The organism is Rothia sp. HMSC065C03 (assembly GCF_001837295.1).
Classification (GTDB): Bacteria; Actinomycetota; Actinomycetes; order Actinomycetales; family Micrococcaceae; genus Rothia.
This window is the reverse complement of record NZ_KV831978.1, coordinates 315,812-337,882: the sequence shown is the minus strand read 5'-3', so window position 1 is coordinate 337,882 and position 22,071 is coordinate 315,812. Positions and strand designations below refer to the sequence as shown.

At 61.0% G+C, this 22,071-nt stretch carries 16 protein-coding genes; 6 read left to right on the top strand and 10 right to left on the bottom strand.

All coding sequences use genetic code 11. The features are described 5' to 3' along the window. Window positions 1–146: 146 nt before the first annotated feature. On the bottom strand, window positions 147–488 hold the full coding sequence (locus HMPREF2605_RS09620) for a hypothetical protein (RefSeq protein ID WP_070846746.1): 342 nt from the start codon (window positions 486–488) through the stop codon (window positions 147–149). Window positions 489–1,060: 572 nt separating this feature from the next. Here HMPREF2605_RS09620 and HMPREF2605_RS01615 point away from each other — a divergent pair. The 5 genes from HMPREF2605_RS01615 to HMPREF2605_RS01595 all read left to right on the top strand — a co-directional run bounded on the left by HMPREF2605_RS01615 (window position 1,061) and on the right by HMPREF2605_RS01595 (window position 8,381). Further along, complete coding sequence (locus tag HMPREF2605_RS01615; protein ID WP_070846745.1) at window positions 1,061–2,188, top strand: asparaginase; 1,128 nt, start codon at window positions 1,061–1,063, stop codon at window positions 2,186–2,188. Between the two features lie 2 nt (window positions 2,189–2,190). Beyond that, complete coding sequence (locus HMPREF2605_RS01610; RefSeq protein ID WP_141762260.1) at window positions 2,191–2,658, top strand: sterol carrier family protein; 468 nt, start codon at window positions 2,191–2,193, stop codon at window positions 2,656–2,658. 241 nt (window positions 2,659–2,899) lie between these two features. Further along, window positions 2,900–4,651, top strand: a complete 1,752-nt coding sequence (purF, locus tag HMPREF2605_RS01605; RefSeq protein ID WP_049340957.1) for an amidophosphoribosyltransferase — start codon at window positions 2,900–2,902, stop codon at window positions 4,649–4,651. Further along, the gene (gene purM / locus HMPREF2605_RS01600) at window positions 4,651–5,796 is read left to right on the top strand and encodes a phosphoribosylformylglycinamidine cyclo-ligase (protein WP_005504604.1); all 1,146 of its coding nucleotides are present in this window, start codon (window positions 4,651–4,653) and stop codon (window positions 5,794–5,796) included. The genes purF and purM overlap by 1 nt, the downstream gene beginning before the upstream one ends. A 644-nt stretch (window positions 5,797–6,440) precedes the next feature. After that, on the top strand, window positions 6,441–8,381 hold the full coding sequence (locus HMPREF2605_RS01595; RefSeq protein ID WP_070846744.1) for a S8 family peptidase: 1,941 nt from the start codon (window positions 6,441–6,443) through the stop codon (window positions 8,379–8,381). 96 nt (window positions 8,382–8,477) lie between these two features. On the opposite strand, the gene HMPREF2605_RS01590 is transcribed toward HMPREF2605_RS01595, so the two are convergent. Beyond that, complete coding sequence (locus tag HMPREF2605_RS01590) at window positions 8,478–10,397, bottom strand: S8 family peptidase (RefSeq protein WP_070846743.1); 1,920 nt, start codon at window positions 10,395–10,397, stop codon at window positions 8,478–8,480. Between the two features lie 612 nt (window positions 10,398–11,009). Between HMPREF2605_RS01590 and HMPREF2605_RS01585 the strand changes: the two genes are divergently transcribed. Next, window positions 11,010–12,728: a S8 family peptidase gene (locus HMPREF2605_RS01585; RefSeq protein ID WP_070846742.1), complete on the top strand. Its 1,719-nt coding sequence runs from the start codon at window positions 11,010–11,012 to the stop codon at window positions 12,726–12,728. Between the two features lie 220 nt (window positions 12,729–12,948). Here the strand turns inward: HMPREF2605_RS01585 and HMPREF2605_RS01580 are convergent, their stop codons facing one another. From HMPREF2605_RS01580 to HMPREF2605_RS01545, 8 genes are all read right to left on the bottom strand, one after another. Beyond that, the gene (locus HMPREF2605_RS01580; protein WP_070846741.1) at window positions 12,949–14,142 is read right to left on the bottom strand and encodes a bifunctional glycosyltransferase family 2/GtrA family protein; all 1,194 of its coding nucleotides are present in this window, start codon (window positions 14,140–14,142) and stop codon (window positions 12,949–12,951) included. Continuing rightward, the gene (locus tag HMPREF2605_RS01575; protein WP_070846740.1) at window positions 14,139–15,209 is read right to left on the bottom strand and encodes a phosphodiester glycosidase family protein; all 1,071 of its coding nucleotides are present in this window, start codon (window positions 15,207–15,209) and stop codon (window positions 14,139–14,141) included. The genes HMPREF2605_RS01580 and HMPREF2605_RS01575 overlap by 4 nt, the downstream gene beginning before the upstream one ends. Window positions 15,210–15,544: 335 nt before the next feature. After that, entirely contained in the window at window positions 15,545–15,754 is a 210-nt protein-coding gene (locus HMPREF2605_RS01570) for a DUF3073 domain-containing protein (protein ID WP_005504588.1), read from the bottom strand. Window positions 15,755–16,162: 408 nt separating this feature from the next. Beyond that, window positions 16,163–17,869 (bottom strand): carbohydrate-binding domain-containing protein, encoded by a 1,707-nt coding sequence (locus HMPREF2605_RS01565; RefSeq protein WP_070846739.1) that lies wholly within the window; start codon window positions 17,867–17,869, stop codon window positions 16,163–16,165. Window positions 17,870–18,095: 226 nt separating this feature from the next. Then, window positions 18,096–19,016, bottom strand: coding sequence for a polyphosphate polymerase domain-containing protein (locus tag HMPREF2605_RS01560; protein WP_070846738.1), 921 nt, complete (start codon window positions 19,014–19,016; stop codon window positions 18,096–18,098). Window positions 19,017–19,148: 132 nt separating this feature from the next. Next, window positions 19,149–19,856 carry a DUF4956 domain-containing protein gene (locus HMPREF2605_RS01555; protein ID WP_070846737.1) on the bottom strand — a complete coding sequence of 236 codons (708 nt, stop codon included), beginning with the start codon at window positions 19,854–19,856 and terminating at the stop codon, window positions 19,149–19,151. Window positions 19,857–20,171: 315 nt separating this feature from the next. Beyond that, window positions 20,172–21,230, bottom strand: coding sequence for an excalibur calcium-binding domain-containing protein (locus HMPREF2605_RS01550; RefSeq protein ID WP_070846736.1), 1,059 nt, complete (start codon window positions 21,228–21,230; stop codon window positions 20,172–20,174). A gap of 315 nt (window positions 21,231–21,545) precedes the next feature. Further along, window positions 21,546–22,071, bottom strand: a 526-nt coding sequence (locus HMPREF2605_RS01545; RefSeq protein ID WP_141762266.1) for an excalibur calcium-binding domain-containing protein, incomplete at its 5' end; no start/stop codon positions are given.

The window sequence follows — 22,071 nt, the reverse complement described above, 5'->3', positions numbered from 1 at the left end:
TTCAGGGTACCCGGTATCACACTAAAAATGTGAGCTGAGCGCACTAAAAATGCGGCTCTTCTCATGTAGCGGCACATTCGTAAGAATGCACGCTAGGGAAGAGCCGCACAGCTTAATAACCGAAGCTACCGAATCAAGCTAAAGCATTAGATGAGGGCAGTAATAGCAGCCAGGCCGCCGAAAACAATACCGGGAGCGTTCGCGATGATAATCGGGACGTCCTTCTTGGGGCGCCACAGACCGTACAGAACCCACAGGGTGCAGTTCACAGCAGCAACCAGAGGCTGAATCCAGTCACCCTTGTGACCGTTCAGGTTACCGATAATCTGCGGGAAGTAGAACACGTACATGAGCACTGCAGTCACAGAAGCAACGCGAGCCAGGATGGGGAAGAACTTTGCGTGGAATTCAGATTCTGCGCTCAAACTGCCCTTGGGGGCGCTGTTCTGTGCGGAGGTGTTTGCGGAGGTGTTGTTCTGCTCTGCCATGGATGTACTCCTTTACATGGTTTGCCTCTCACCGATCAAGAGTAAGTTGAGGGGTGAGGGGCATTAAGCGATGCATACTCGTACCGGGTCACGTCTAACTAGTTTTGCCTAGATATAGGACCCCGGGGCCGCATCATTTTCCTAACTGGATACATACGCCCGTTCTCAGACTGCATATGGGGCATGTCAGAGATGATAAACCGTGGATACACTCATAGCTCATCGATTGACGGGGTGGGGTTTTGCTCAACTGCCGCTGCCTTGGTCATCGCCATGTTCATGAGGCGGTACGTCGAGGCGCCGGAATGGTTCGTCGGGCGTCGATCGTGGTCGGTCCTATGCGGTGCTGGGTTTTTCGGTTCGTGCGGGCTGTGCCTCGCTCACTTACCTTAGTCTTACCCGTTGTTGCGCTTGAGCACACTTCAATTATAAAAATGAGTTACTCATAACTTCAACTCGCAGTAAACGTGAATCTCTTCACAGGGCTCTCCCTCGACCGCGCCAGCCCATCCTAGCTCCGCACCGCTGAGCACGAATAGGGTCAAGCCGCACACCCCGTTTAAACTAGAAGAATGACCAACAGCACCACCCCACAGGCAACCACTCACACCACCGACCACAGCAGCGCCTTCGACGTAGAACTCGCGCAGCTCACCCGCAACAACTTCATTGAGGCACGCCACCGAGGCCGCCTCATTCTACTCAACCCCGAGGGCGATGTGCAGCTTGCCCTCGGCGACATTCACGAGCCCTTCTACCTGCGCTCCGCCGCCAAACCGCTGCAGGCCATCGGATCCATGAAGGCGGGCGCGCCCCTGCGCGGCTCCCAGGTCGCCATCGCCTGCGGCTCGCACCGCGGCACCTTCGAGCAGATGCGCGCCGTGCAGGACGTACTCACCCAGGGCAGCACCGAAACCAACCCGCTCACCCCGGCAAACCTGGCGCTCAAGCCCACGCTCCCTTCCGACAAGCAGGCACGCCAGGCAATGGTTCAGGCGAACCTTGCCGCTACTACCCTGGCGCACCCCTGCTCCGGCAAGCACGCCGCATTCCTGTGGGCGTGCACCGCGAAGCTTGAGCGCGGCGACCTTGAAGAGGGATCGCAAAACTGGACCCTGCACAACTACCTCGACCCCGCGCACCCGCTGCAGCAGGTCATCACCGAAGAAATTGAGGCGTTCACCGGCGAGCCCGTAGCCGCAATCGGCGTTGACGGCTGCGGTGCGCCCGTGCACGCCGTTTCCCTTGCCGGTGCCGCACGCGCCTACTCGACCCTCGGTGCGGCAATCCGCAACCTCGGGGCGGATGCGCGCGCCTCCACGGTCGCGACCGCCATGGTGGATTACCCCGAGCTGATTCAGGCACCCGGCTCCCCCGACACCGTGCTCAGCGAAGAACTGGACGCGATCGTCAAGGGCGGCGCGGAGGGCGTGCTCTGCATCGGTCTGCGTTCGGGTGCGTCCGTGGTGGTGAAGATGAGCGACGGTTCGCACCGCGCCATGTACGCCGTTGCGCTGCGTGCGCTGGTTGCTGGCGGTTACCTGAGCGCCGAAGAATGCGAGCGCCTGCTCGCGCTGGTGGTTCGCCCCGTGACCGGCGGTTACGTAGACGGCAAGCCGGTTGAGGTGGGCGAGCTGCGTGTGCATGAGGAGCTTTTCACCCGCGAGGGTCTGGTTCCCGGCGCCGCGGAAGAGGACTAATCGTGGCGATTCGACGTAAAACTTCCGAAGCAGACGGTATGGCGGCGGTACGCGAAGTGCGTGCTTTCTTTGAGGAACGGCGTGCGGCAGCCGGCGAGCCTGCGGATTCGCACGCCCGAGGCGAGTACCTGCTGAACAGCTACTTGCTGAATAGCCCGGAGGTGGAGCAGGCGTTCGCGGCGCTCCCCCGCTCCGTGCGCGCAACCTTCGTGCGTTTTACCCTCGAAGAGCTGGCCACCCTAGCCCCCGGCAATAGTGTGGAGGTGCGTGTGCCCCCGCTGGGTGTGACCCAGTGCGTGGCGGGTCCTCGCCATACGCGCGGCACCCCGCCGTCCGTGGTGGAGACGCGCCCGCTCGTGTGGGCGGCGCTGGTGCTGGGTGCGTGTTCGTGGGCGCAGGCGGTGGGTGCCGGTGCGCTTGACGCTTCAGGGGAGCGCAGTGACCTTTCGGGCTTGTTGCCGCTCTTCTAGAACTTGCTATGAGCCCGCAGGCCTACGGCAGTTTTCGTAATTTGGCGTGTTTGTTGCCTGTTCTAGTGGTCCGTCCTGAGGTATTTAGCGTATCCGTCACCACATCTAGACCGAAACCCGGTACACTTTTAAGGGTCTGGTGTAGGCTATGGCACACACAGGCAGGTGCGAGTACAGAAACACACATCCGTCTCGCGCCCGCGCAGACGCATCCGCAGTCCCAACGTCGAAAAGAAGTGAATTGATTCGCCCCGACGGAAAACTCACTCACGACCTCGATCCGATTGACCACGGCCCCAAGGACGCCTGCGGCGTCTTCGGTGTCTGGGCACCCGGCGAGGACGTGGCAAAGCTAACCTACTACGGCCTGTACGCGCTCCAGCACCGCGGCCAGGAATCGGCAGGTATCGCAACCAGCAACGGCAAACGCATCCACGTGTACAAGGACATGGGACTCGTCTCCCAGGTCTTTGACGAAGCCACCCTCAGCTCCATGCCCGGCGACCACGCTATCGGCCACGCCCGATACTCCACCACCGGCGCATCCCACTGGGCTAACGCACAGCCGACTCTCGGTACCACCCCGCACGGCACGCTCTGCCTGGCGCACAACGGTAACCTCACCAACTCGGCTGATCTCTACGACCGAGTCATCGCTAAGAATGGCGGCAAGCCCCCCAAGCACGGCGAACTCGCCCAGGGCAACACCACCGACACCGCACTCGTCACCGCCCTGCTGGCAGAGCACGACTTCGACTCTCTCGAAGAAGCAGCGCTCGACCTGCTGCCGACCCTGCGCGGTGCCTTCTGCCTCACCTTCATGGATGAGAACACCCTCTACGCCGCACGCGATCCGCAGGGCGTACGCCCCCTCGTGCTCGGTCGCCTGGAGCGCGGCTGGGTTGTCGCATCCGAAACCGCGGCACTCGATATCGTCGGCGCGTCCTTCGTGCGTGAAGTTGAGCCCGGCGAATTCCTCACCATTGACGAGAACGGCCTGCGTTCCCAGCGCTTCGCTGAGGCTAAGCCCGCCGGTTGTGTCTTCGAGTACGTTTACCTCGCTCGCCCGGACACCACCATCTCCGGCCGTAGCGTCTACGAATCCCGCGTAGAAATGGGCCGCCAGCTCGCCCGCGAACACGCCGTCGAAGCTGACCTGGTCATGCCCACCCCCGAATCCGGTGTTCCGGCTGCTATCGGTTACGCCGAAGAGTCCGGCATTCCTTACGGTAACGGTCTGGTCAAGAACGCTTACGTGGGTCGAACCTTCATTCAGCCCTCGCAGACCATCCGCCAGCTCGGTATCCGTCTGAAGCTGAACCCGCTCAAGTCCGTGGTGGCGGGCAAGCGCCTCGTCGTTATTGACGACTCCATCGTTCGCGGTAACACCCAGCGCGCCCTCGTGCGTATGCTCCGCGAAGCCGGCGCTAAGGAAGTGCACGTGCGCATCTCCTCCCCGCCCGTAAAGTGGCCCTGCTTCTACGGTATTGACTTCGCCTCCCGCGCGGAGCTGATCGCTAACGGCCTGTCCGTGGACGAAATCGCCTCCTCCCTGGGTGCCGACTCGCTCGGCTTCATCTCCCAGGACGGCATGATGGCAGCCACCGAACAGCCCACCGAAAACATGTGCACCGCATGCTTCACCGGCGAATACCCGATTGAACTGCCCAGCGAGGAACGACGCGGCAAGTCCCTCTTTGACGCCGAAGAAAAGGGCAAGGGCGGCCCCCTCGCCGGTAAGGCGGCAGAGGTGACCGTGGAACGTCCCGTTCCCTCTAAGCCCGAGCACGCCGAGGCTGTCTCCATTGAAACCCGCGAAGGCACCGAAACTCTCGAAACGAAGTTCAACGCCTCCGACGTAGAAATCGCTGCTGACGACCCCGGCATGGGCATGTGCAACCCCGGCCCCGACGCCGACCTCGAGGCACTGCTCACCGAGCAGGACCGCACCCCCGCAAACTCCTCCGCTACCACTACCCCGAAGGAATCCTAATGAGCGAGAACACCACCACCGTAACCTACGCAAGCGCAGGTGTTGACGTAGAGGCTGGCGATCGCGCCGTTGAACTGATGAAGGGCGCTATCAAGGCGACCCACAACTCCTCCGTCGTTGGTGGCGTGGGCGGCTTCGCGGGCCTGTACGACGTCTCCGAGCTCGTCAAGTACCGTAAGCCCTACCTGGCTACCTCCACCGACGGTGTGGGCACCAAGGTCGCTATCGCGCAGGCACTCGATATTCACGACACCATCGGTTACGACCTGGTCGGCATGGTCGTGGACGACATCGTCGTGTGCGGTGCGAAGCCGCTGTTCATGACCGACTACATTGCCACCGGCAAGGTTGTGCCCGAACGTATCGCTGACATTGTGCGCGGTATCGCTGGCGCGTGTGCACAGGCTGGTACCGCCCTGGTTGGCGGCGAAACCGCTGAGCACCCCGGCCTGCTCGCAGAAGACGAGTACGACGTTGCGGGCGCAGCAACCGGTCTGGTTGAGGCAGACGAGCTGCTCGGCCCCGAGCGCGTGCGTGAGGGCGACGTGCTGATTGCTATGGCATCCTCCGGTATTCACTCCAACGGCTACTCCCTGGTCCGCAAGGTCCTGAACGTTGCCGGCTGGGGCCTGGAGCGCCAGGTGGACGAGCTGGGCCGCACCATCGGTGAAGAACTGCTCGAACCCACCCGCGTGTACGCGGCAGACTGCCTGGACCTGGCGGCAGCATTCCCCGTCAACGGCGAAGACGGCACCACCGGCAGCGGTGTACGCGGCTTCTCCCACGTGACCGGCGGCGGCCTGGCTGCTAACCTGGCTCGCGTTCTGCCCCAGGGCCTGGAGGGTCGCGTGGACCGCTCCACCTGGCAGATTCCCGCCATCTTCTCCCTGATCGGTTCGCTGGGCAACGTGCCCCTTGCCGACCTGGAGCGCACCCTGAACCTGGGCGTAGGCATGATCGCTATCGTTGACCCCTCCGTGGCTGAGGCTGCTACCAAGCGCCTGAACGACCGCGGTATCCCCTCCTGGATTATGGGTGACGTTGTTGCCGCCGGTGAGCCCGAGGCTAACAACCCCGATTACGTACAGGGCGCTAAGGGCGTGGACGGCGGCGCGGTTCGCCTGCTGGGCTCCTACGCTTCCTAAGGACGCTTTCTCCAGTAGGTAGCGAGCGCCAGCTTGCTGGTGCTGATAATTGCTGATGCCGGGGCGGTCACCTATACGGTGGCCGCCCCGGTCTGTGTGTGTCTACCGGCGGTGCGCGTTGTCCCGTGTGTTTGATGCCAGCTTTTTATTTATTTTCACGCGTATTTCAGGCTATTTTTATTTTTTGCTATCAACTGCATTTTTAATGCATTCTAGTGCTTACACCACAGTGTTAAAACATTTATTTCTCTCCCCTGTCAGCAAGAGGTGCCTCATATCCTGCCTCGCATACTCCAACCCTCAAGCTTTACCTACATAAACTCTCAATCACTGGGCGCTATTCAGCCTCCACAGGTTGATTTTCTGCACATTAACCCGTGAAAAGCACCTCAAAAATCCCTCAAGCTCACCTTGAAGTGATACCTTAGAAACGTACGTTGCACACCGTCCAAAAAAGAGTTCTTCCGGTACGAAAAAAGGGTCCACAAAACACTATTCCCTCACCCCATTTATTACTTCAGCGCGCCCAAAATCAGACCCCTTTTGCCGCCCCGTAAAAACCCTATCCGCACCTCGTGCACCTACAGACGGAAACACCAGTACACATCACACAGTCCGCATACCACCTACATCAGGAGAACCAGATGAGGCTTCCATACATCGGCGCGCAGCGCACCGAAACACCTCCTCGCCCCTGCACCGATAACCGCCGCCGCAAGCGCCCCGCACGCGCGGCACTGAGCTTGCTCGCCGCCGGCGCCATCCTCTTCGGAGGTGACCTGCCCGCCGTCCTCGCGCAGGCACCCAGCGACGAAGCCATCCTGGCAGCAGCTCAGGCGGCACCCCAGATCGAAGGCCCGGTCAGCCCCCTCACCCTCGCGCGCAACGGCGCGGCACGCCCCAACACCCCCACCGCGGCGGCGCCCGGTACGCTCCCCCAGCAGGTGTTCGACCGATTCATCGTCACCTACACCAAGGAAGCCAAGCAGCGCAAAATGCAGCGCGACGGCGACTGGGACGCAGTCCGCGGCATTGTTGACGACATCATGGACACTGTCGAGGTCGTCAGCGAAGCGCTGAACGTCGATACCAAGTTCCTGCACAACACCTCCACCGATGACGCCGTCATCCAGACCTCCAAAACCCTCAACAAAAACGAGGCAAAGGAGTTCATGGCGAAGGTCGCCTCCGACCCGGACGTAGCATCCGTCGAGCCCGACTACATCAACTACCCCGCCGCAGAAGGCGACATCACCTTCCAGTTCAACGACCCGCAGTACAGCAAGCAGTGGAACCTCACCAACCCCACCACCGGCGTGCAGAACACCGGTAACGCTCGCCTGCGCCGCGGCGCAAACGTGAAGGTCGCCGTGCTCGACACCGGCTACGTGCCGCACCCCGACCTGGTCACCGGCATGGCGAACGGCTACGACTTCGTCAGCGACCCGCTCAGCGCCCGCGACGGCAACGGCCGCGATCCCAACCCCCTGGATGAAGGCGACTACGCACCCTACAACCTCTGCAAGGACCAGGCGAACGCCCACACCTCCACCTGGCACGGCACCCACGTGGCGGGCATTATCGGTGCCCGCGGTAACAACGGCATGGGCATCGTCGGCGTCGCCGACCTCGCCCGCGTGCAGCCCGTGCGCGTGCTGGGCCGCTGTGGTGGCCGCACCTCCGACATTGCCGACGCGATTATCTGGGCAGCCGGCGGACACGTTGACGGCGTGCCGGACAACACCTACCCCGCCAAGATCATCAACATGTCCATCGGCACCGTAACCCGGTGCCCCGCCGCCTACCAGCGCGCCATCGACATTGCACGCTCCAAGGGTGCACTCGTGGTCGCCGCGGCGGGTAACGGCAACACGGAAGCATCCAAGTACGCGCCCGCCAACTGCATGGGCGTCATCACGGTTGGCGCAACCACCAAGGAAGGCAAGCGAGCGTCGTTCTCCAACTACGGCACGAGGGTCAATATCTCCGCACCCGGTGAGAACATCCTCTCCCTGTCCGTGAACAGCCTCGACCGCCCGGATAACACCAAGTTCACCTACGTCTACGAGAGCGGCACCTCCATGGCGGCGCCGCACGTCTCCGCACTCCTGGCGCAGCAGCTGGTCAACGGCACCTCCATGACCACTCAGCAGGTCGAGAGAGCATTCACCCTCGCGGGAGGTAATCGCATCAAATGCGACAAGGTCTTCTGCAGCCGCGGCATTATCAACAGTTTCAACCTGGCGAAAAAGGCTGGAAACCTGGACGCGAACGGCAGGGTGACCTATCTGCGACCGCGCAAGATCATTTCTAAGGGCCTGAGCGCCGGAGCATCTAACACCAAGATTGCCGATAGGGCCGCCACCAACGAGGTAGCCGAAGCAACCGCAGAAGCCCTCGCGGCAGGAGCCAATGGTGAGAACCTCACCGGCGACTACGACCAGATTCCCGGCGCACCCGCCATGGAAATCCCCGAAGATGCCCAGGTCCAAGACCTGAACGGTGACGCCGAGCCCGTCACCCAGGACGAGCCGCTGGTCACCAACCCCGCGCAGAAGCCCCGCGAGGCAGACGATCAGCACTAAGCTACCCATAGCGTAGACAGACCCGGTTCACGGGCAGAGCGAAGCCCCCGATGAGAGAAATCATCGGGGGCTTTTCGTATCTAAAAAGAGTTTCGACTAGCGGTGATTACCGGAAGCGAAACCCAAGTAACCACTGCTCGGGTAGGTGTTCGCAGAAGAACCGTACCAGGAGCGGTAACGCGGAGTGTGACCGTGACGCGGACGCGACGGGTACGAGGGGCGAGTCACCGGGCGGGACGGGCGGGTTACCGGACGGTTAGTCTTCGGAGCCGGGGTCACCTTCGGTGCAGGGGTCTGGTGACGCTTAGCGTCCTCTTCAGCCTTCTTGCGAGCTGCCTCTTCAGCCGCCTTCTTACGTGCGGCCTCCTCCTCAGCCTTCTTACGTGCCGCCTCAGCTGCGGCGGCATCCGCAGCCTCACGGTCGGAACGGACCTGCTGAACCGCGCGCGCCGCATTCACGATGCCGGAACCACACGCAGACTGGTCACACTCAACACCCTGAGAGGTGGACTGCAGAACCTTCTTCGCCTGAGCGTAGGTCAGCTTCGGGTCGACTGCCTTCATGAGCGCCACAATACCGGCAACATGCGGTGCCGCCATCGAAGTGCCCTGGTACTCGGCGTAGTCAGCCTTACCGGGAGCGGTCTTGCCGGCGTTCAGAGTGGAGAGGATACCGCCACCCCAGTAGCGGCGGTCGCCACCGGGTGCGCTCACGTCCACGCGGGAGCCGTAGTTGGAGAAGTAGGAGCGCTTGCCGTTCTTATCGGTCGCGCCCACGTTGATGACGTCCTCGCAGTTGCCGGGGCTGGACTTCGATGCGTCAAAGTTATTGTTACCCGCGGCGACAACCACGATGGAGCCGCGCTTATTCGCCTGAGCAATCGCCTGGCGGTACGGGGTGGTGCAGGTGCCCTCGCTACCAATGGACATGTTAATGACCTGGGCGGGGTTCTGGTTTGCGGGAACACCGCGCACGCTACCACCGGCAGCCCAAATGATGCCATCGGTGATGTCCGAGTCGAAGCCACCGCAGGCACCCAGAACGCGCACGGGCACGATCTTCGCCTCGGGTGCCACGCCGGCAATGCCCTCGTTGTTGTTGGCGATAGCGGCAATAGTGCCCGCCACGTGGGTGCCATGCCAGTCGGAGGCGGTCGCCTTCGAACCGGTGAAGCACTGGTTATCTACGGTCCAGTTGCCGGCGTCGGTCGGGTCGGAATCACGGCCGTCGCCGTCGTTAGAGAATGCTGATTCTGCGATGAAGTCGTAGCCGGGCAGCACGTTAGCGTCCAGGTCAGGGTGCGCAGTGATACCGGAGTCCAGCACCGCCACGGTCACGCCCTTGCCGCGGGTGGTGCCCCACGCCTCCAGCGCGGAGATGCCCTTCTCGCCGGTGAGGGACCACATGCGGTTCATCTTCGGGTCGTTAATCTTGACGGGCTCAGAGGTGGTGTCCACGGTGGCGTAGCGGCGCATATCCGGGGACACGGAGGCAACCTTGGAGTTCGCGCTCAGGGCGTTCATGTACTGCTGCGCCTGGGCGGGGGTGAGCTCTGCGGAGGTGGTGACCACGCTGGCATCCAGCGCGGTGGAGCGGACGTAGCTGGTCTTAATGTTCAGCAGCTCGTCGATACTCTGCACGTCGGAGGTGATGCCCGCGTAGAGTGCGTCGCTCCAGGTTGCCTGCTGGGTGCCGGCGGCTGCGGACCAGTCAATCTGGTCTGCGGTGGCGTCGGTGGAGGCGGCGTTCTTCGCGTCCTCGGTGTAGGTGATGATGAAGCGGTTGTACGCCACGGGCGCGGACTGGGTTGCCTGTGCGGTGTTAGAAATCTGTGCAGTGTTGGAGGTCTGCGCGGCGTTAGAAGCCTGTGCCGCGTTAGAAGCCTGGTTTGCCTGCGCGGTGGGTACCGCCACGGCGGGGATGACGCTTGCTGAGAGCAGGCAGGTTGCGGTGACGAAGCTCAGCAGGGAACGCTGTGAGGAGCGTGCCTGCGAGGGGCGAGCAATGCGAAGCATGGACGTCCTTGTGTGAGTGGTACCGGGTATGCACGGTTCGGCGCAACATTGCCGATTCGCATTGAGGGCGCGGGTGCGCATTCGGTACGAGTGAATACGGAAGAGTGAGGTGTTGGTGCGTAGTACGGGGTTACGTTGTGGGTTCACAATGTGCATGCACGGGTACGCACCGTGAGATACTCTAGCACCCTTTTTCAGTTACTTTATGAATAAAATATATGATGTGATGCACCTCATTTTATATAAAGATGAGCAAAACTTAAATCACTGCTTTAAGGCATGAGAATATCTCGACTAGGCATTTCTTTATCTGCATTTACATGAAAGAAAAATCTCATTACCTGCGCCACACTATCGAGTTTTAGGCGCTAGATACATAGGAAAAGGTGCTAGGATAGCGATATCTCACCACATAAACTACTTCCGAAGAACTCCCGCACGGGAGTTTAGAGAAAAATACACATCAATGCAGTGATGTGCATTTTCTTTTTCTATTCGCTCCTCACAAGCAAATATGCAAAAGAATGCAAATATTTTCTCAAAAGTGCATTTATGTGAGTGGATGACCAACCCACTTGCCGCTTCCGGCACTCACATACGCAAAGGACCCCGATGTCTTTTACCACTCACCCCTCAGCGCGCCGCATCGCACGCACCGCGCTGAGCCTGGGCACCGCCGCAGCACTCATCGCGACCCTGGGCGCCCCCGCATCCTTCGCGGCACCCGCCAAGGCTAACGGCGCCGAACGCGCCAAGGCGCACACCACTATTTCCTCCCTCAGCTCCGGTCAGCAGAAGGCAGGCTTCAACCGCTTCGTCATCACCTACACCGACAGCGCACTGAACTCCGGTGGCATCAACTGGGCAAGCCCCTTAGGCACCCAGGTCTCCACCTGGAGTGACGCCCTCTACCAGGGCATCAGCTCCGACGTGAAGAGCATCGACGAGCTGCTGAAGGTCAAGACCAGCTACGTACGCACCACCGCCCAGAAGGCAACCGTGGTGACCCTCTCCTCCAAGCTCACCGCAGAGCAGGCTGAGAAGTACATGGCGACGCTGAGCTCCAACCCGTCCGTCGCATCGGTCGAGCCCGACCTGCTGCGCCACTCCAACGCACGCGCTCGTGGCGCCGCAACCTCCAAGGTGGCTCAGGTCGCCAAGGCTGCACAGGCATCGGACCAGGTTGTGGCACCGAACGACACCCTGTACCCGCAGCAGTGGAACCTGCACGGCACCAAGGGCCTGGCAGCCCCCGAGGCGTGGAAAACTACCCAGGGCGCTGGCGTGACCGTTGCCGTGATTGACTCCGGCATCGTCAAGCACCCCGACCTGGACGCTAACGTTCTGCCCGGCTACGACTTCATCACCGAGCCTTCCATTGCCCGTGACGGCAACGGCCGCGATTCCGACCCGACCGACCAGGGCAACTGGGAAGAAGCCGGCGTCTGCGACGCTGACTCTGAGGCAAGCGAGTCGAACTGGCACGGCACCCACGTTGCCGGCTCCATCGCGGCGATTATGAACAATAAGCGCGGCATCGTCGGCGTGGCGCCGAACTCCAAGATCCTGCCCGTGCGTGCCCTGGGCATGTGCGGCGGCTACGACTCCGACATTGCGGATGCAATGGTTTGGGCTGCCGGCGGTACCGTTGAGGGCGTTCCCGCGAACTCCAACCCCGCCAAGATCATTAACCTCTCCCTCGGCGGCGAGGGCACCTGCCCCGCAACCTACTCCAAGGCTATTGCCGAGGTGAACAAGCGCGGCGCGATTCTCGTTGTCGCAGCGGGTAACGACGGTCAGGACACCTCCAAGATTGCTCCGGCTAACTGCGGCGGCTCCATTGTGGTGGGCGCTACCGACCAGGAGGGTAAGCGTAGCGACTTCTCGAACTACGGCAAGCTTGTTGATGTGAGCGCCCCCGGCAGCAGCATCATGTCCACCGTGGACCTGGGTACCACCGTTTCCAAGGGTGCAGGCTACACCGAGTACGACGGCACCTCCATGGCAGCACCCCAGGTCGCTGGCGTGATTGCTCTGATGAAGTCCGTGGATCCCTCGCTGACCGCTGAGCGTGCAAAGCAGATTCTGAAGCAGAGCTCCAAGCCGCTCACCTGCGATGTGAACGGTTGCGGTTCCGGCATTGTGAACGCGGCGAGCGCACTGGCTATGGTGCAGGGCAAGAAGGACCCGAACCCGACCGCGAAGCCCTGGCCGAAGCGTGCACCCAAGCACCCGACCCGTGCGGCTCGTGTTGGTTACGTGACCAACCCGGCTGTTAACCACAACCCGCCGTTCCTGATTACTCCCGGCGGTCTGATTCCCGGTCAGTAATCGGTATGTTGCCAGCACGGAAGCCGGTGAGCCAATAGGCTTCTGAAAGGCCGAATATATACAAAAAGCCCCCGCTGAGTTTTTTCAGCGGGGGCTTTTCGTGAACAGAACGCTGCCGCATCTGATGCGGCAGCTTGTTTCTCCCACCCACCCTCACGACTGACGGGTGGGAGAAATCTTGGGGTACGCCCCTAGCGAGCTGGACGCTAGGTAGAAAGCGCTAGGGACGTACCTGGGAGGCGCGCACACCGGTACGGATACCGGCTGCCTCCATGCGAGCGGACTCGTAGCTCACCGCACGCAAACCCGAAGGTGCGTTGGTGGCAATTTCCTTCGCTCGCGGCTTTTCCTGACTCTGGGCGGGTAGAAAAACCCAGCGGCGCTGGACCGCGAAGCTGACCGGAATGAGGAACAGCTCGGTCAGGATTTTGGCGACCAGCAGGGACGCGCCCAGGCCGGTCAGGGTTTCCATCAGAGCCGCGTTGGCTGCGAGGATACCCACCGCCAGCACGGCGTACCGCACCAGCGAAGAGGATGCCGAGGGGCGTGCGCCTCCGTCGTGCATGAGCATTCGGTTGACGGTGAAGTTCGTCAGCGCCGAGATGACGCGCGCACCGACCACAGCTGCCAGCAGAGGAGCACCCAGGCCCACCAGGACGAAGAGGGCGATAGCATCCACGAGGAAGCCGGTCAGGAAGGACGACGCCAGGAAGGCGAGCAGCGGTGCGTAGATGAGCGCCGAGTCCTGCAGGGGCCTAAAGTGGCTGGTCGGGTTGCCCGGCTCGTAGACCTTCACGATGGGTACCTGTACCAGGTCCATGTCTGCGCGGGTTGCGCGCAGCAGCATGGAGAACTCGTACTCGTACTTATCACCGGGAATCTGCAGCAGCCAGTCCAGGATCTGCGGGGTGAAGCCGCGCAGACCGGTCTGGGTGTCTGCCACGCGGGCGCCGGTCGCCAGAGCGAAGAAGCCTACGGTTGCGCTGTTACCAATCTTGGAGCGCAGCGGCACCTTGGTGCCTTCTTCGCCGGCGTTGGGGTCGGGCTTGGTCCGCACACCGAGCACGATGCTCTTCTGGCCTGCCGCCGCCGCGGTTTCGGTGCGCACACCCACACGGAAGATGTCCTGGGGTAGGTGCTGGTCGTCCGCATCGGCGGTGACGATGACCTCGCCGGGGCGGTTTGCTTTCGCCCAGGCGATGCCGGTGCGCAGTGCCGCACCCTTGCCCTTGTTGGAGGGGTGGGTCTGCACGGTCACGCCGTCGATACGCAGTTCGGTAAAGATCGGTGCGTAGGTGCTGCCGGATCCGTCGTCAATGACGAGGATTTCGGCTCCCGGGTCCTGTTCGCGCAGGGCCCAGGCAAGGCGGACCAATGACTGGTCCGGCTTATAGGCGGGTATCAGGATAATCACGATGCGCTCCCTGCAATGTAGAGGATGTCACTGGTGCCACGCTCCTTGGTGCCACCCTGGGGGCGGTTGACCAGCTCGTTGTTGAAGACCATGGCGGAGGAGCCGCCACCATCCAGGTTGTAGGCGCTGACGCAGCCGAGGTCCTTGAACATCTGCGCGAACTCGGGCATGGTCACGCCGCGCGAATAGTTGGTGGAGCGGCCGTCAACCACGATGAAGACCAGGTGGTTGGTGCCAAGCACACCCACGCCAGTTCGCGGCTGGTTGCCCTGGATGGAGTGGTTACCAAAGTTGGTGTCCACCTCGACGCTGTCGATACCGTCGACAACCGCGGAGTCCTTGACCAGTGCGGGGCCGAAGGAGAGGGTGTTCCACACGCCCTCGTTGACGAGGGTCTGGGCGTTGGTTGCGGTTTCGTCGTAGAGCTTGACGGAGCCGTCGCGGTAGAAAGCCAAACCCTCGCGAGCGCCGGCGTCACGGTAGACGACGCCGTTTCGGATCACGATGCCGGTGGTACGGAAGCCGTAGTAGTCGCCGTTAATCGCCCAGATGCCGTTGTGTTCGGAGGCAATGTTCGAGGGGATGTCGATGATGTTCTGGCCGAACTTGTTGTTGGCGAAGGCACTTCGCAGCAGGGTTGCGTTGTCGAGCTTGATGTCTGCTACGAAGGAGACGACCGCATCCGAGCCGCTGCCGGTGGTGTTGGAGGTGATGGTGATTGAGCCTTCGTTAGCGGTGAGGCTCTGGCCGTTGACCTTCACGCCGGTCAGTTCGGTGGGATCTGCGGTGGCGGAGCCGGAGGCGCTTGCGTTTGCCTGAGCTGCTGCCGCCTCGTAGGCGGTGGTGTCTTCGATTTCGGTGTGCTCCGCCAGGTAGCGGTTGTACGCCCAGCCTGCGCCGCCGCCAACTACTGCGAGTGCGCCGAGGCCGCCGCCGATGAAAATTCGACGGGTGAGCTTCTTCTTGGCTAGCTTCTGCTCTGCGGCGGTTTGTACGGTAGTTGCTTGTTCAGCCGCGGTCTGGGTGGCCTGGTCAATGTTCTGAGTCATGTTCTGTTCGTTGTTCATGTCTCTAGAATGCCGGGCTATTCTCTGTGCCAGGCATGACTAAGCTGTGCAGAAGCTATGCATGATTATTCATTTCAAACTTTTTTATTACTGCCTATGCTGTAGTACCAGAAGATGCTATGCGCACCTATGTATAAACATGTGTATTGGCTTTGTGCTCCACCTAGCTAAGGAACCCCCGTGGGTAACCCGCCCTCCCCCGTGCACACGCCTGCTTGCATCCATCAAATGAGGGCACGAAAAAACCGGCTGAGCACCCCGTGCGGGGCCTCAAGCCGGTTCATCATCTATCGAATACGTTCGGTCGATATGCACCGAATCAATCCGCGTATTCTTTATGCCTCATCCTCGTAGGACGCGTACTTTTCTGCGTATGCCGAGTAGTCGTCCTCGTCGTCATAGCGACGGCGGGACGAATCGGAGGACTTAGTTTTCTTCGCGCTGCTCAGCTCGCGCTCGAGTGCGCTGTAGTCGGTCTCGGGGCTGAAGTACTTCATCTCCCGAGCCTGCCTTGTTGCTTTAGCCTTCTGACGGCCGCGCCCCATGGCGTGACCCCCTCTTTCATCCTGTCCGAGGCGAACAGCGCGCGCGGCGCATCGCTCTCGGATCGTTCAACAGTCTTTACTACACTATAGAGTACCCTGTTTCAGCCCTGAATGTCTCGCTCAGCGGCACCTATTTTGCGTATCAAAGCACTTCTTCGCACCGGAACAACCGTTTTATTTTGCACCGGTAGCCTTTTATACCCCAGACGCCACATTCCCTAGATAACAACTCCCTAGATAACACGTAGCCCCGCACCGGACGTATCGCTACATCCGATGCGGGGCGAGTGTCTCTCCTACCGGCTCACTCACAAGACCGGGTTCGGAGAGGGTACCGTGCAGGTCATGACATCCCGCACGGAGCTTAGGGGGGCAGCTCCTACCGCTTAGCTTGCAGTAAAGGAGCTGCTAGCTTGCGGTAAAGGAGCCCAGCGAGGTGGCGTTAGAAGCCAGGGTGGTGCTGGAGGCATCCACGCTATCGGTGGTGGTGTACACGGTGTAGCTCTCGCCCTTGGTGATCTTGGCACTGGAGACCAGGATCAGTGCGGTGCTGGAGTTAGTCACCTTGTAGTTCGCCACCACGTTACCGGAGGAGTCGGCCACCTGTACGGTGGTGCCGGCGCTCAGGTTCGATACGTTGCTGATCTTCACGTAGCCGCTGGTGGAGGAGGTTGCGGGCGCCTCGAACATGTCACCGGAGTTACCCGCGGTCACGGTCGCGCCGTTGAGCAGCAGGTCGCCGTTGGTGTCCAGGGAGGCGTTACCACCGGTGAAGGGACCGTTCACGATCAGGGTGCCGCCCGAGAGCGTTGCCGTGCCATTGGAGTCGATGCCGTCGCCGTTCGCATTCACGGTGACGGTACCGCCGGTGATGTTGATGGTTGCGTCGACCACCTCGAAGGTGCCGCCGCCACCGCCCATACCGCCGCCCATGCCACCACCAGCCGGGGGCTGGCCCGTGGTACCGGAACCCATGGAGCCGGAGGGAGCCTGACCGCCACCTGCGGGTGCCTGACCGCCCTGTGCCGCATTACCCTGTGCAGCTTGCTTGCTCTGGGTGGTCTGCGTGGTGGAAGTCGAAGCCGACTCGGTGCTGGTTGAGGTGGTGCTGGTGGTGCTGTACGAGGCGTTGATACCGTCATCCGAGCTGGTCACGTTCACGGTACCGTCCAGGATGTTGATGTACTGCGCCTCAATACCCTCGTTCGACTGGGTAATGTTCAGGGTACCGCCGGAGATTTCCAGCACGCGCTCGGCCTTGAAACCGTCGTCACCTGCGGAGATGTTCACGGTACCGCCGCTCAGGCGTACCCAGCCGCGGTTACCATCGGTGTCGTTGGTTGCCTTGATGCCGTCCTGGCTTGCGGTCACGGTGATGGTGCCGTCCAGAATATCGACGTAGTCCTTACCCTTGATGCCGGTGTTTGCCGCGTTCACTTCCAGGGTGCCGGAGGCAATGACCAGGCCATCAGAGGTGTGGATACCCTCTTCGTACTTACCTTCAACCTTCAGAGTGCCTTCGCCCGTCAGGGTCAGGTCGCTCTTCGAGTAGATGGCGGCGTCGGGGCTGCCGCTGGCGGTATCGGAGTAGGAGGAGCCGTCAGAGACGGTGTTGGTGGTGCCCGAGGCGGTGTAGATAACGACCTCGTCCGCCTCAACCACGTTGATTGCCGCGCCGGTGGAGTTGGTGATGGTCGCGTTATTCAGGATCAGGCGGACCATGTCGCTGTCGCCTGCCTCAACCTTGATCTGGCCCTCGTAGGTGCCGCTCAGGCGGTAGTTACCCGCCTTGGTGATGGTAATGACGCCGTCACTGACGGTCACGCCGTCGGTCGCGGTTGGATTTGAAAGATCAATGGTGACCTCGCTGGAGGAATCCCAGGTCAGATCCTTCGCGGAGTAGTGGGTGTCCTCGGCGAGCTTCGCGCCGCTCTTCACGTCGGTGGAGAAGGAATCGGCGGTCTTCGACTTGGTATCCGAGGTGCTCGAAGCGGAGGTCGTGGTTGCGCTCGAAGCGCTAGCGTTCGAGGTCGAGGTTGCCGAGCAGCCGGTCAACGCCAGGGCTGCCAGGAGGGTAATGGAGGTTGCGCTCTTAATCATATTGCTCTTTTTCACGGGTTTTCCTTTGTGTTTGGGTGACTACTCGCGTAGAGCCAGCGCCACAGGGGTAAGTCGTATATGAAATGTGAATATGTGCGAGAGCGGTTATTGCCTGTGTGGGGCGAATAAAGCCGATGTTGTGCTTGGTTCGGGGGTATAGATGAGGGGCTGGGGGTGCGGGTAAGGTAGGTGCGCTACCCTACCCGCGCATCCCAGGTTGCCGTTTAGGCGGGTTGCCGTTTTAGGCGGCTGCGAAATGCTCGGTCAGCAGCTTCTGGTAATCCTCTTCGGTCATGTCATCCACGTTCAGGCGGGTGCCGTCGACCGGTTCCAGGTGCATCCAGTTCTTCAGGGTTTCTTCCCACTTGTTGCTTGCCAGCTGCGGGTTCAGCGCCGCCATACCGGTTGCAAACTTGGAAATCTTCGCGGGGGTGATGCCCGCATCCCAGAGGTGCTGGTCAGCCACGGAGGGCTCCACGCCGGACTTGGTTTCGATGATGACCGCGTTCGGCAGGCCGTAGGTGGTGCCGACCAGGTTGCCGTGGAAGTTACGGTAGTTCACGCCCGCCATGAGGATGTTCTCGGAGAGAGGGGTCCAGGTCAGGTTGGTATCCACCGTCATACGGGAGGCGACCGGGTTCTTCTCGCTCTGCGGCAGGAAGACCGTGGTACGGCGGTAGCCGGTGGTCAGGACCGCCTCCAGCTTGTGCACGGGGCCCGCGAGGATGTCAGCGAGCACTGCGGTGATGTACTCACGACCTTCCGCGGTGAGCGTATCGCGCTTCTCGAAGGTGTACGGGATACGCTTCTTGACGGTCATGTCCTGCTCGCCGTCGGTCTTGACCTCCAGGAAGGTCAGCTTCGAGTCCAGGTAGCTACGGGTACGGATCTTGAAGGTATCGTCGCGGCTGTAGGCTGCCGAGTGGTAGCTCTGCATCTGCGGGGTGTCGAAGTAGACCGAGTCGTAGGCGAAGTCGCGCTGGCCCTTGATGTCCATGACGGAGGCGTCTGCGTCGAGCGTGGAGAGTACCTTGGCGGCGGTTTCTGCGTCGACAATGTACTTGCGGTCCACACGGGTCTGCATGGCTGCCTTCTCGTTCATGGCTTCGAGGCTGATGCTCTTCCACTCTGCGGGGATGATGTTTGCGGCTGCGTTAGTCATGGGTCTTGTCCTTCTGGGGTGCCGCCCCGGTACATTGGGCTGTGCGTTGGGCTATGCGCCGGGGCGGCGTGTCGTGGGTATCGGGGTTGTCGTGCGGTTGGAGTGAATCGGAAGTCTAGATACCGGCTGGTTTTACTTGCCCACCGGCGTGCGCTGGAGCGGAATCATCCGGGTGTCCAGCGTGGCGTGCGCCTCGGCGGTGGGTGCCACCTGCTGAGTTGCTACAGGCTGGCGGGTTGCGGTTACCTGCGGTGCTGCCGCCTCCACCGCTGCGGGGGTGCCGCTCTCGGTGGTCTCCTTGGGCTGGTAGGTGACGGTTGCGCGGGTCAGGTTGTTCACCATGTCCAGCTCGGTGACCTTGACCGAGGTGACGGTGTAGCCCAGGCGAGCGGTCAGGTAGTTCTTGAGCTCCTCCTCGTCGCTGATCGCACGATCGGCGGTGACGGTCTGAGTCAATTCCGTAGAAATCGGGGCGCTGCGCGAGTCAAGAATCGCGATCAGGGCGACCAGGGTAGCCATCAGGGCGAAGGCGATGTACGCCGGGCTGATGTTCACACCTGCGATCATGCCGACCGAGAGGGCTACGAAGTAGTAGCCGACCTCGCGCTGGCTCAGGGCGGTGGAACGCAGTCGGATAATCGACAGGACACCGAAGAGGCCCATACCCATAGCGGATGCGTTCGATCCGGCGGATACCAGCGCCACCGAGACGGTGAAAATACCGGCGTTGATGACCGCGTAGGAAATCATCAGTTCGCGGTTGCGGTGCCGCACCATGTAGAGGGTGCAGAGCGCTGCGATGGCTATGGCGTCGGCGAGTGCCATGGTCAAAATGTTCATTGGGTGCTCCAGGTATCGTGTCGTGATGTTCGCTGTGCTCGTCGCTGTCTGTTCTTCAGCTCCGGGCTGTGCGTTCTTGGTAGTATCTAGATTCCCGTGCGAGTCTGTGTTTGCCCTGTGCTCACCTTAACTTAGAGATAAGTGTTATGTATCTCTGATAAATAGCCTTGTCAGTAGCGCTATTCGTTCGTAATTTTTTGCTTTTTTCGCGTCTTTCCCAGCATCCCCCACAGCCTCAAAAGGCACAAAAAATGGGCCCCCTCCGATATGGAGGGAGCCCATCAAAGTAGCTAAAAGCTTAGCGACTAGGCGTTATTAAGCCTTCTTGCGCATGCGGGTTGCAACGATGGTTGCGCCACCTGCACCCAGAGCAATCAGACCCAGGCCAGCAGCAGTCATTGCACCGGATGCACCGGTCTTAGCCAGGGAAGAAGAGCTCTTGGAGGATGCGTTGGAGGAACCGGAGCCCAGGTTGTCGCCGGAACCCAGGTTGTCATTCGAGCCGGAGCTCAGCGAAACGCTGTCAGACTTCTTGGAGTTCTCGTAGTCAACGGCCTGCTCGCAACCATAGTCGTCGCCGTCAGCGTTGAACTTCTCGCGGTAATCCGGGTGGCTCTTGTGAATCGGTGCCAGACCTGCCGCCTCAACGTCAGCGCAGTTCTGGAAACGGAAGTGCTGCTCGCTACCAGACTTCTGCTCATCGGACTTCTGGTCCTCAGACTTCTGCTCTTCGGCAGGCTTCTGGTCCTCAGCGGGCTTGGTTTCCTTAGCGTCCTCAACTGCGGGTGCGGAGGTCTCTTCAGCAGGCTTGGGAGCCTCGGTGGTCGGGTCCTGAGTGGGAGCCGGGGTCGAGTCCTCGGAAGGAGCCGGAGTCGGATCCTGAGAAGGAGCGGGGGTCGGGTCCTCCGAAGGAGCCGGTGCGGGCTGCTCTGCAACCTTAATGGTCACGGTAGCTGCCTTACCGCCGCGGGGAACGTCACCGTCCTTCAGAGAGCCGGAGAGCAGGTAAATGTCAACGGAAACACTGCCGTGCAGTTCTGCCTGCCAGGGGATGGTAACGGAGAAGTTGCCAGCCGCGTCAGCGTGGATTTCCAGGTAATCCTGGCCGTCAATCTTAACGGCACCCTTGTTCAGCTTCAGTGCCAGAACGGAACCGGAGGTGCCGTCAGCGGTCTTGAAGCCCTCGCCGCCAATGTTCAGACCCTGACCCTCAACCCATACGTCGGGGGCGATGAACTGTGCAGAGTCTGCGTAGGTGTGGACAACCTGAGGCGCACCTTCAACAGCGAAGGTCGCGGGGACGGAAGTAGCAACGAGGCCACAGCCGATGAGGGCGGTGGCACCAATGCGTGCGATGTTGTTTCGAATATTCATGCCACCCATTCTAACGAGCGAAGCTTGGGATACCGGCTCCCAAGACGCTAATTTGCCATGACCTGACTCACAAAACATATTTTTCTTGAAGGTTTATTGAAGGCGCAGTTGAACTATACGAGCCTTTTGCACCGCCGTGCACACCTAAACTCTCAACCCGACGTTGAAGAAACTAACAGGTACATACCCCATCCCATCAGCACAACCCAATAGCAAAAACCACCCCGTTAAACGCGAAAATCCCCTCCGCCCGAACGCTCGAAAGCATTCAGGGGAAGGGACCCTCACGCACCGCACCGGGCGGCGGCAATAGTTTTAGGAGTTCTTGCGGTTGCGCACAGCGGTCACGCCAGCAACACCCAGGCCCAGAGCCACCAGGCCCATACCAGCAACGGTGAAGGCGTTAGAAGCACCGGTGTTAGCCAGGGAAGAGCGCTGAGCACGGCTCGAAGTGTAGCTGCTCGAAGAGGAGGAACCGCTACCCAGGTTGTCCAGGCCGCCGGAGTTGTGGGAAGAAGAGCCCGAGGAAATATTGGAGGAGGAACCGTCCGTCACCTCGCTGTTGATAACCTCGCAACCCAGGCCGTTACCATCATTGTCGAACTTCTTACGGAAGTCCGGGTGACTCTTGTGAATGGGTGCCAGGCCGGCAGCCGCGACCTCTGCACAGTTCGCGAAGCGAGTGCTCTCAGCCGAAGCGGTCACCTGCTCGGTAGCGGAGGTGGAATCACCCAGCTGGTCCTTCGCCTCGTTCGCAATGGCTGCGTTCTGATCAGCAGTTGCCGAAGCAGAAGCGCTCGCAGAAGCAGTTACAGAAGCGGAGGGGGTCGCCACCACAGAA

Excerpts from the sequence above, each read along its gene's own strand:
- HMPREF2605_RS09620 (WP_070846746.1), bottom strand. The coding sequence starts at position 488 with ATGGCAGAGCAGAACAACACCTCCGCAAACACCTCCGCACAGAACAGC.
- HMPREF2605_RS01615 (WP_070846745.1), top strand. The coding sequence starts at position 1,061 with ATGACCAACAGCACCACCCCACAGGCAACCACTCACACCACCGACCAC.
- purM (WP_005504604.1), top strand. The coding sequence starts at position 4,651 with ATGAGCGAGAACACCACCACCGTAACCTACGCAAGCGCAGGTGTTGAC.
- HMPREF2605_RS01595 (WP_070846744.1), top strand. The coding sequence starts at position 6,441 with ATGAGGCTTCCATACATCGGCGCGCAGCGCACCGAAACACCTCCTCGC.
- HMPREF2605_RS01590 (WP_070846743.1), bottom strand. The coding sequence starts at position 10,397 with ATGCTTCGCATTGCTCGCCCCTCGCAGGCACGCTCCTCACAGCGTTCC.
- HMPREF2605_RS01585 (WP_070846742.1), top strand. The coding sequence starts at position 11,010 with ATGTCTTTTACCACTCACCCCTCAGCGCGCCGCATCGCACGCACCGCG.
- HMPREF2605_RS01575 (WP_070846740.1), bottom strand. The coding sequence starts at position 15,209 with ATGAACAACGAACAGAACATGACTCAGAACATTGACCAGGCCACCCAG.
- HMPREF2605_RS01570 (WP_005504588.1), bottom strand. The coding sequence starts at position 15,754 with ATGGGGCGCGGCCGTCAGAAGGCTAAAGCAACAAGGCAGGCTCGGGAG.
- HMPREF2605_RS01560 (WP_070846738.1), bottom strand. The coding sequence starts at position 19,016 with ATGACTAACGCAGCCGCAAACATCATCCCCGCAGAGTGGAAGAGCATC.
- HMPREF2605_RS01555 (WP_070846737.1), bottom strand. The coding sequence starts at position 19,856 with ATGAACATTTTGACCATGGCACTCGCCGACGCCATAGCCATCGCAGCG.
- HMPREF2605_RS01550 (WP_070846736.1), bottom strand. The coding sequence starts at position 21,230 with ATGAATATTCGAAACAACATCGCACGCATTGGTGCCACCGCCCTCATC.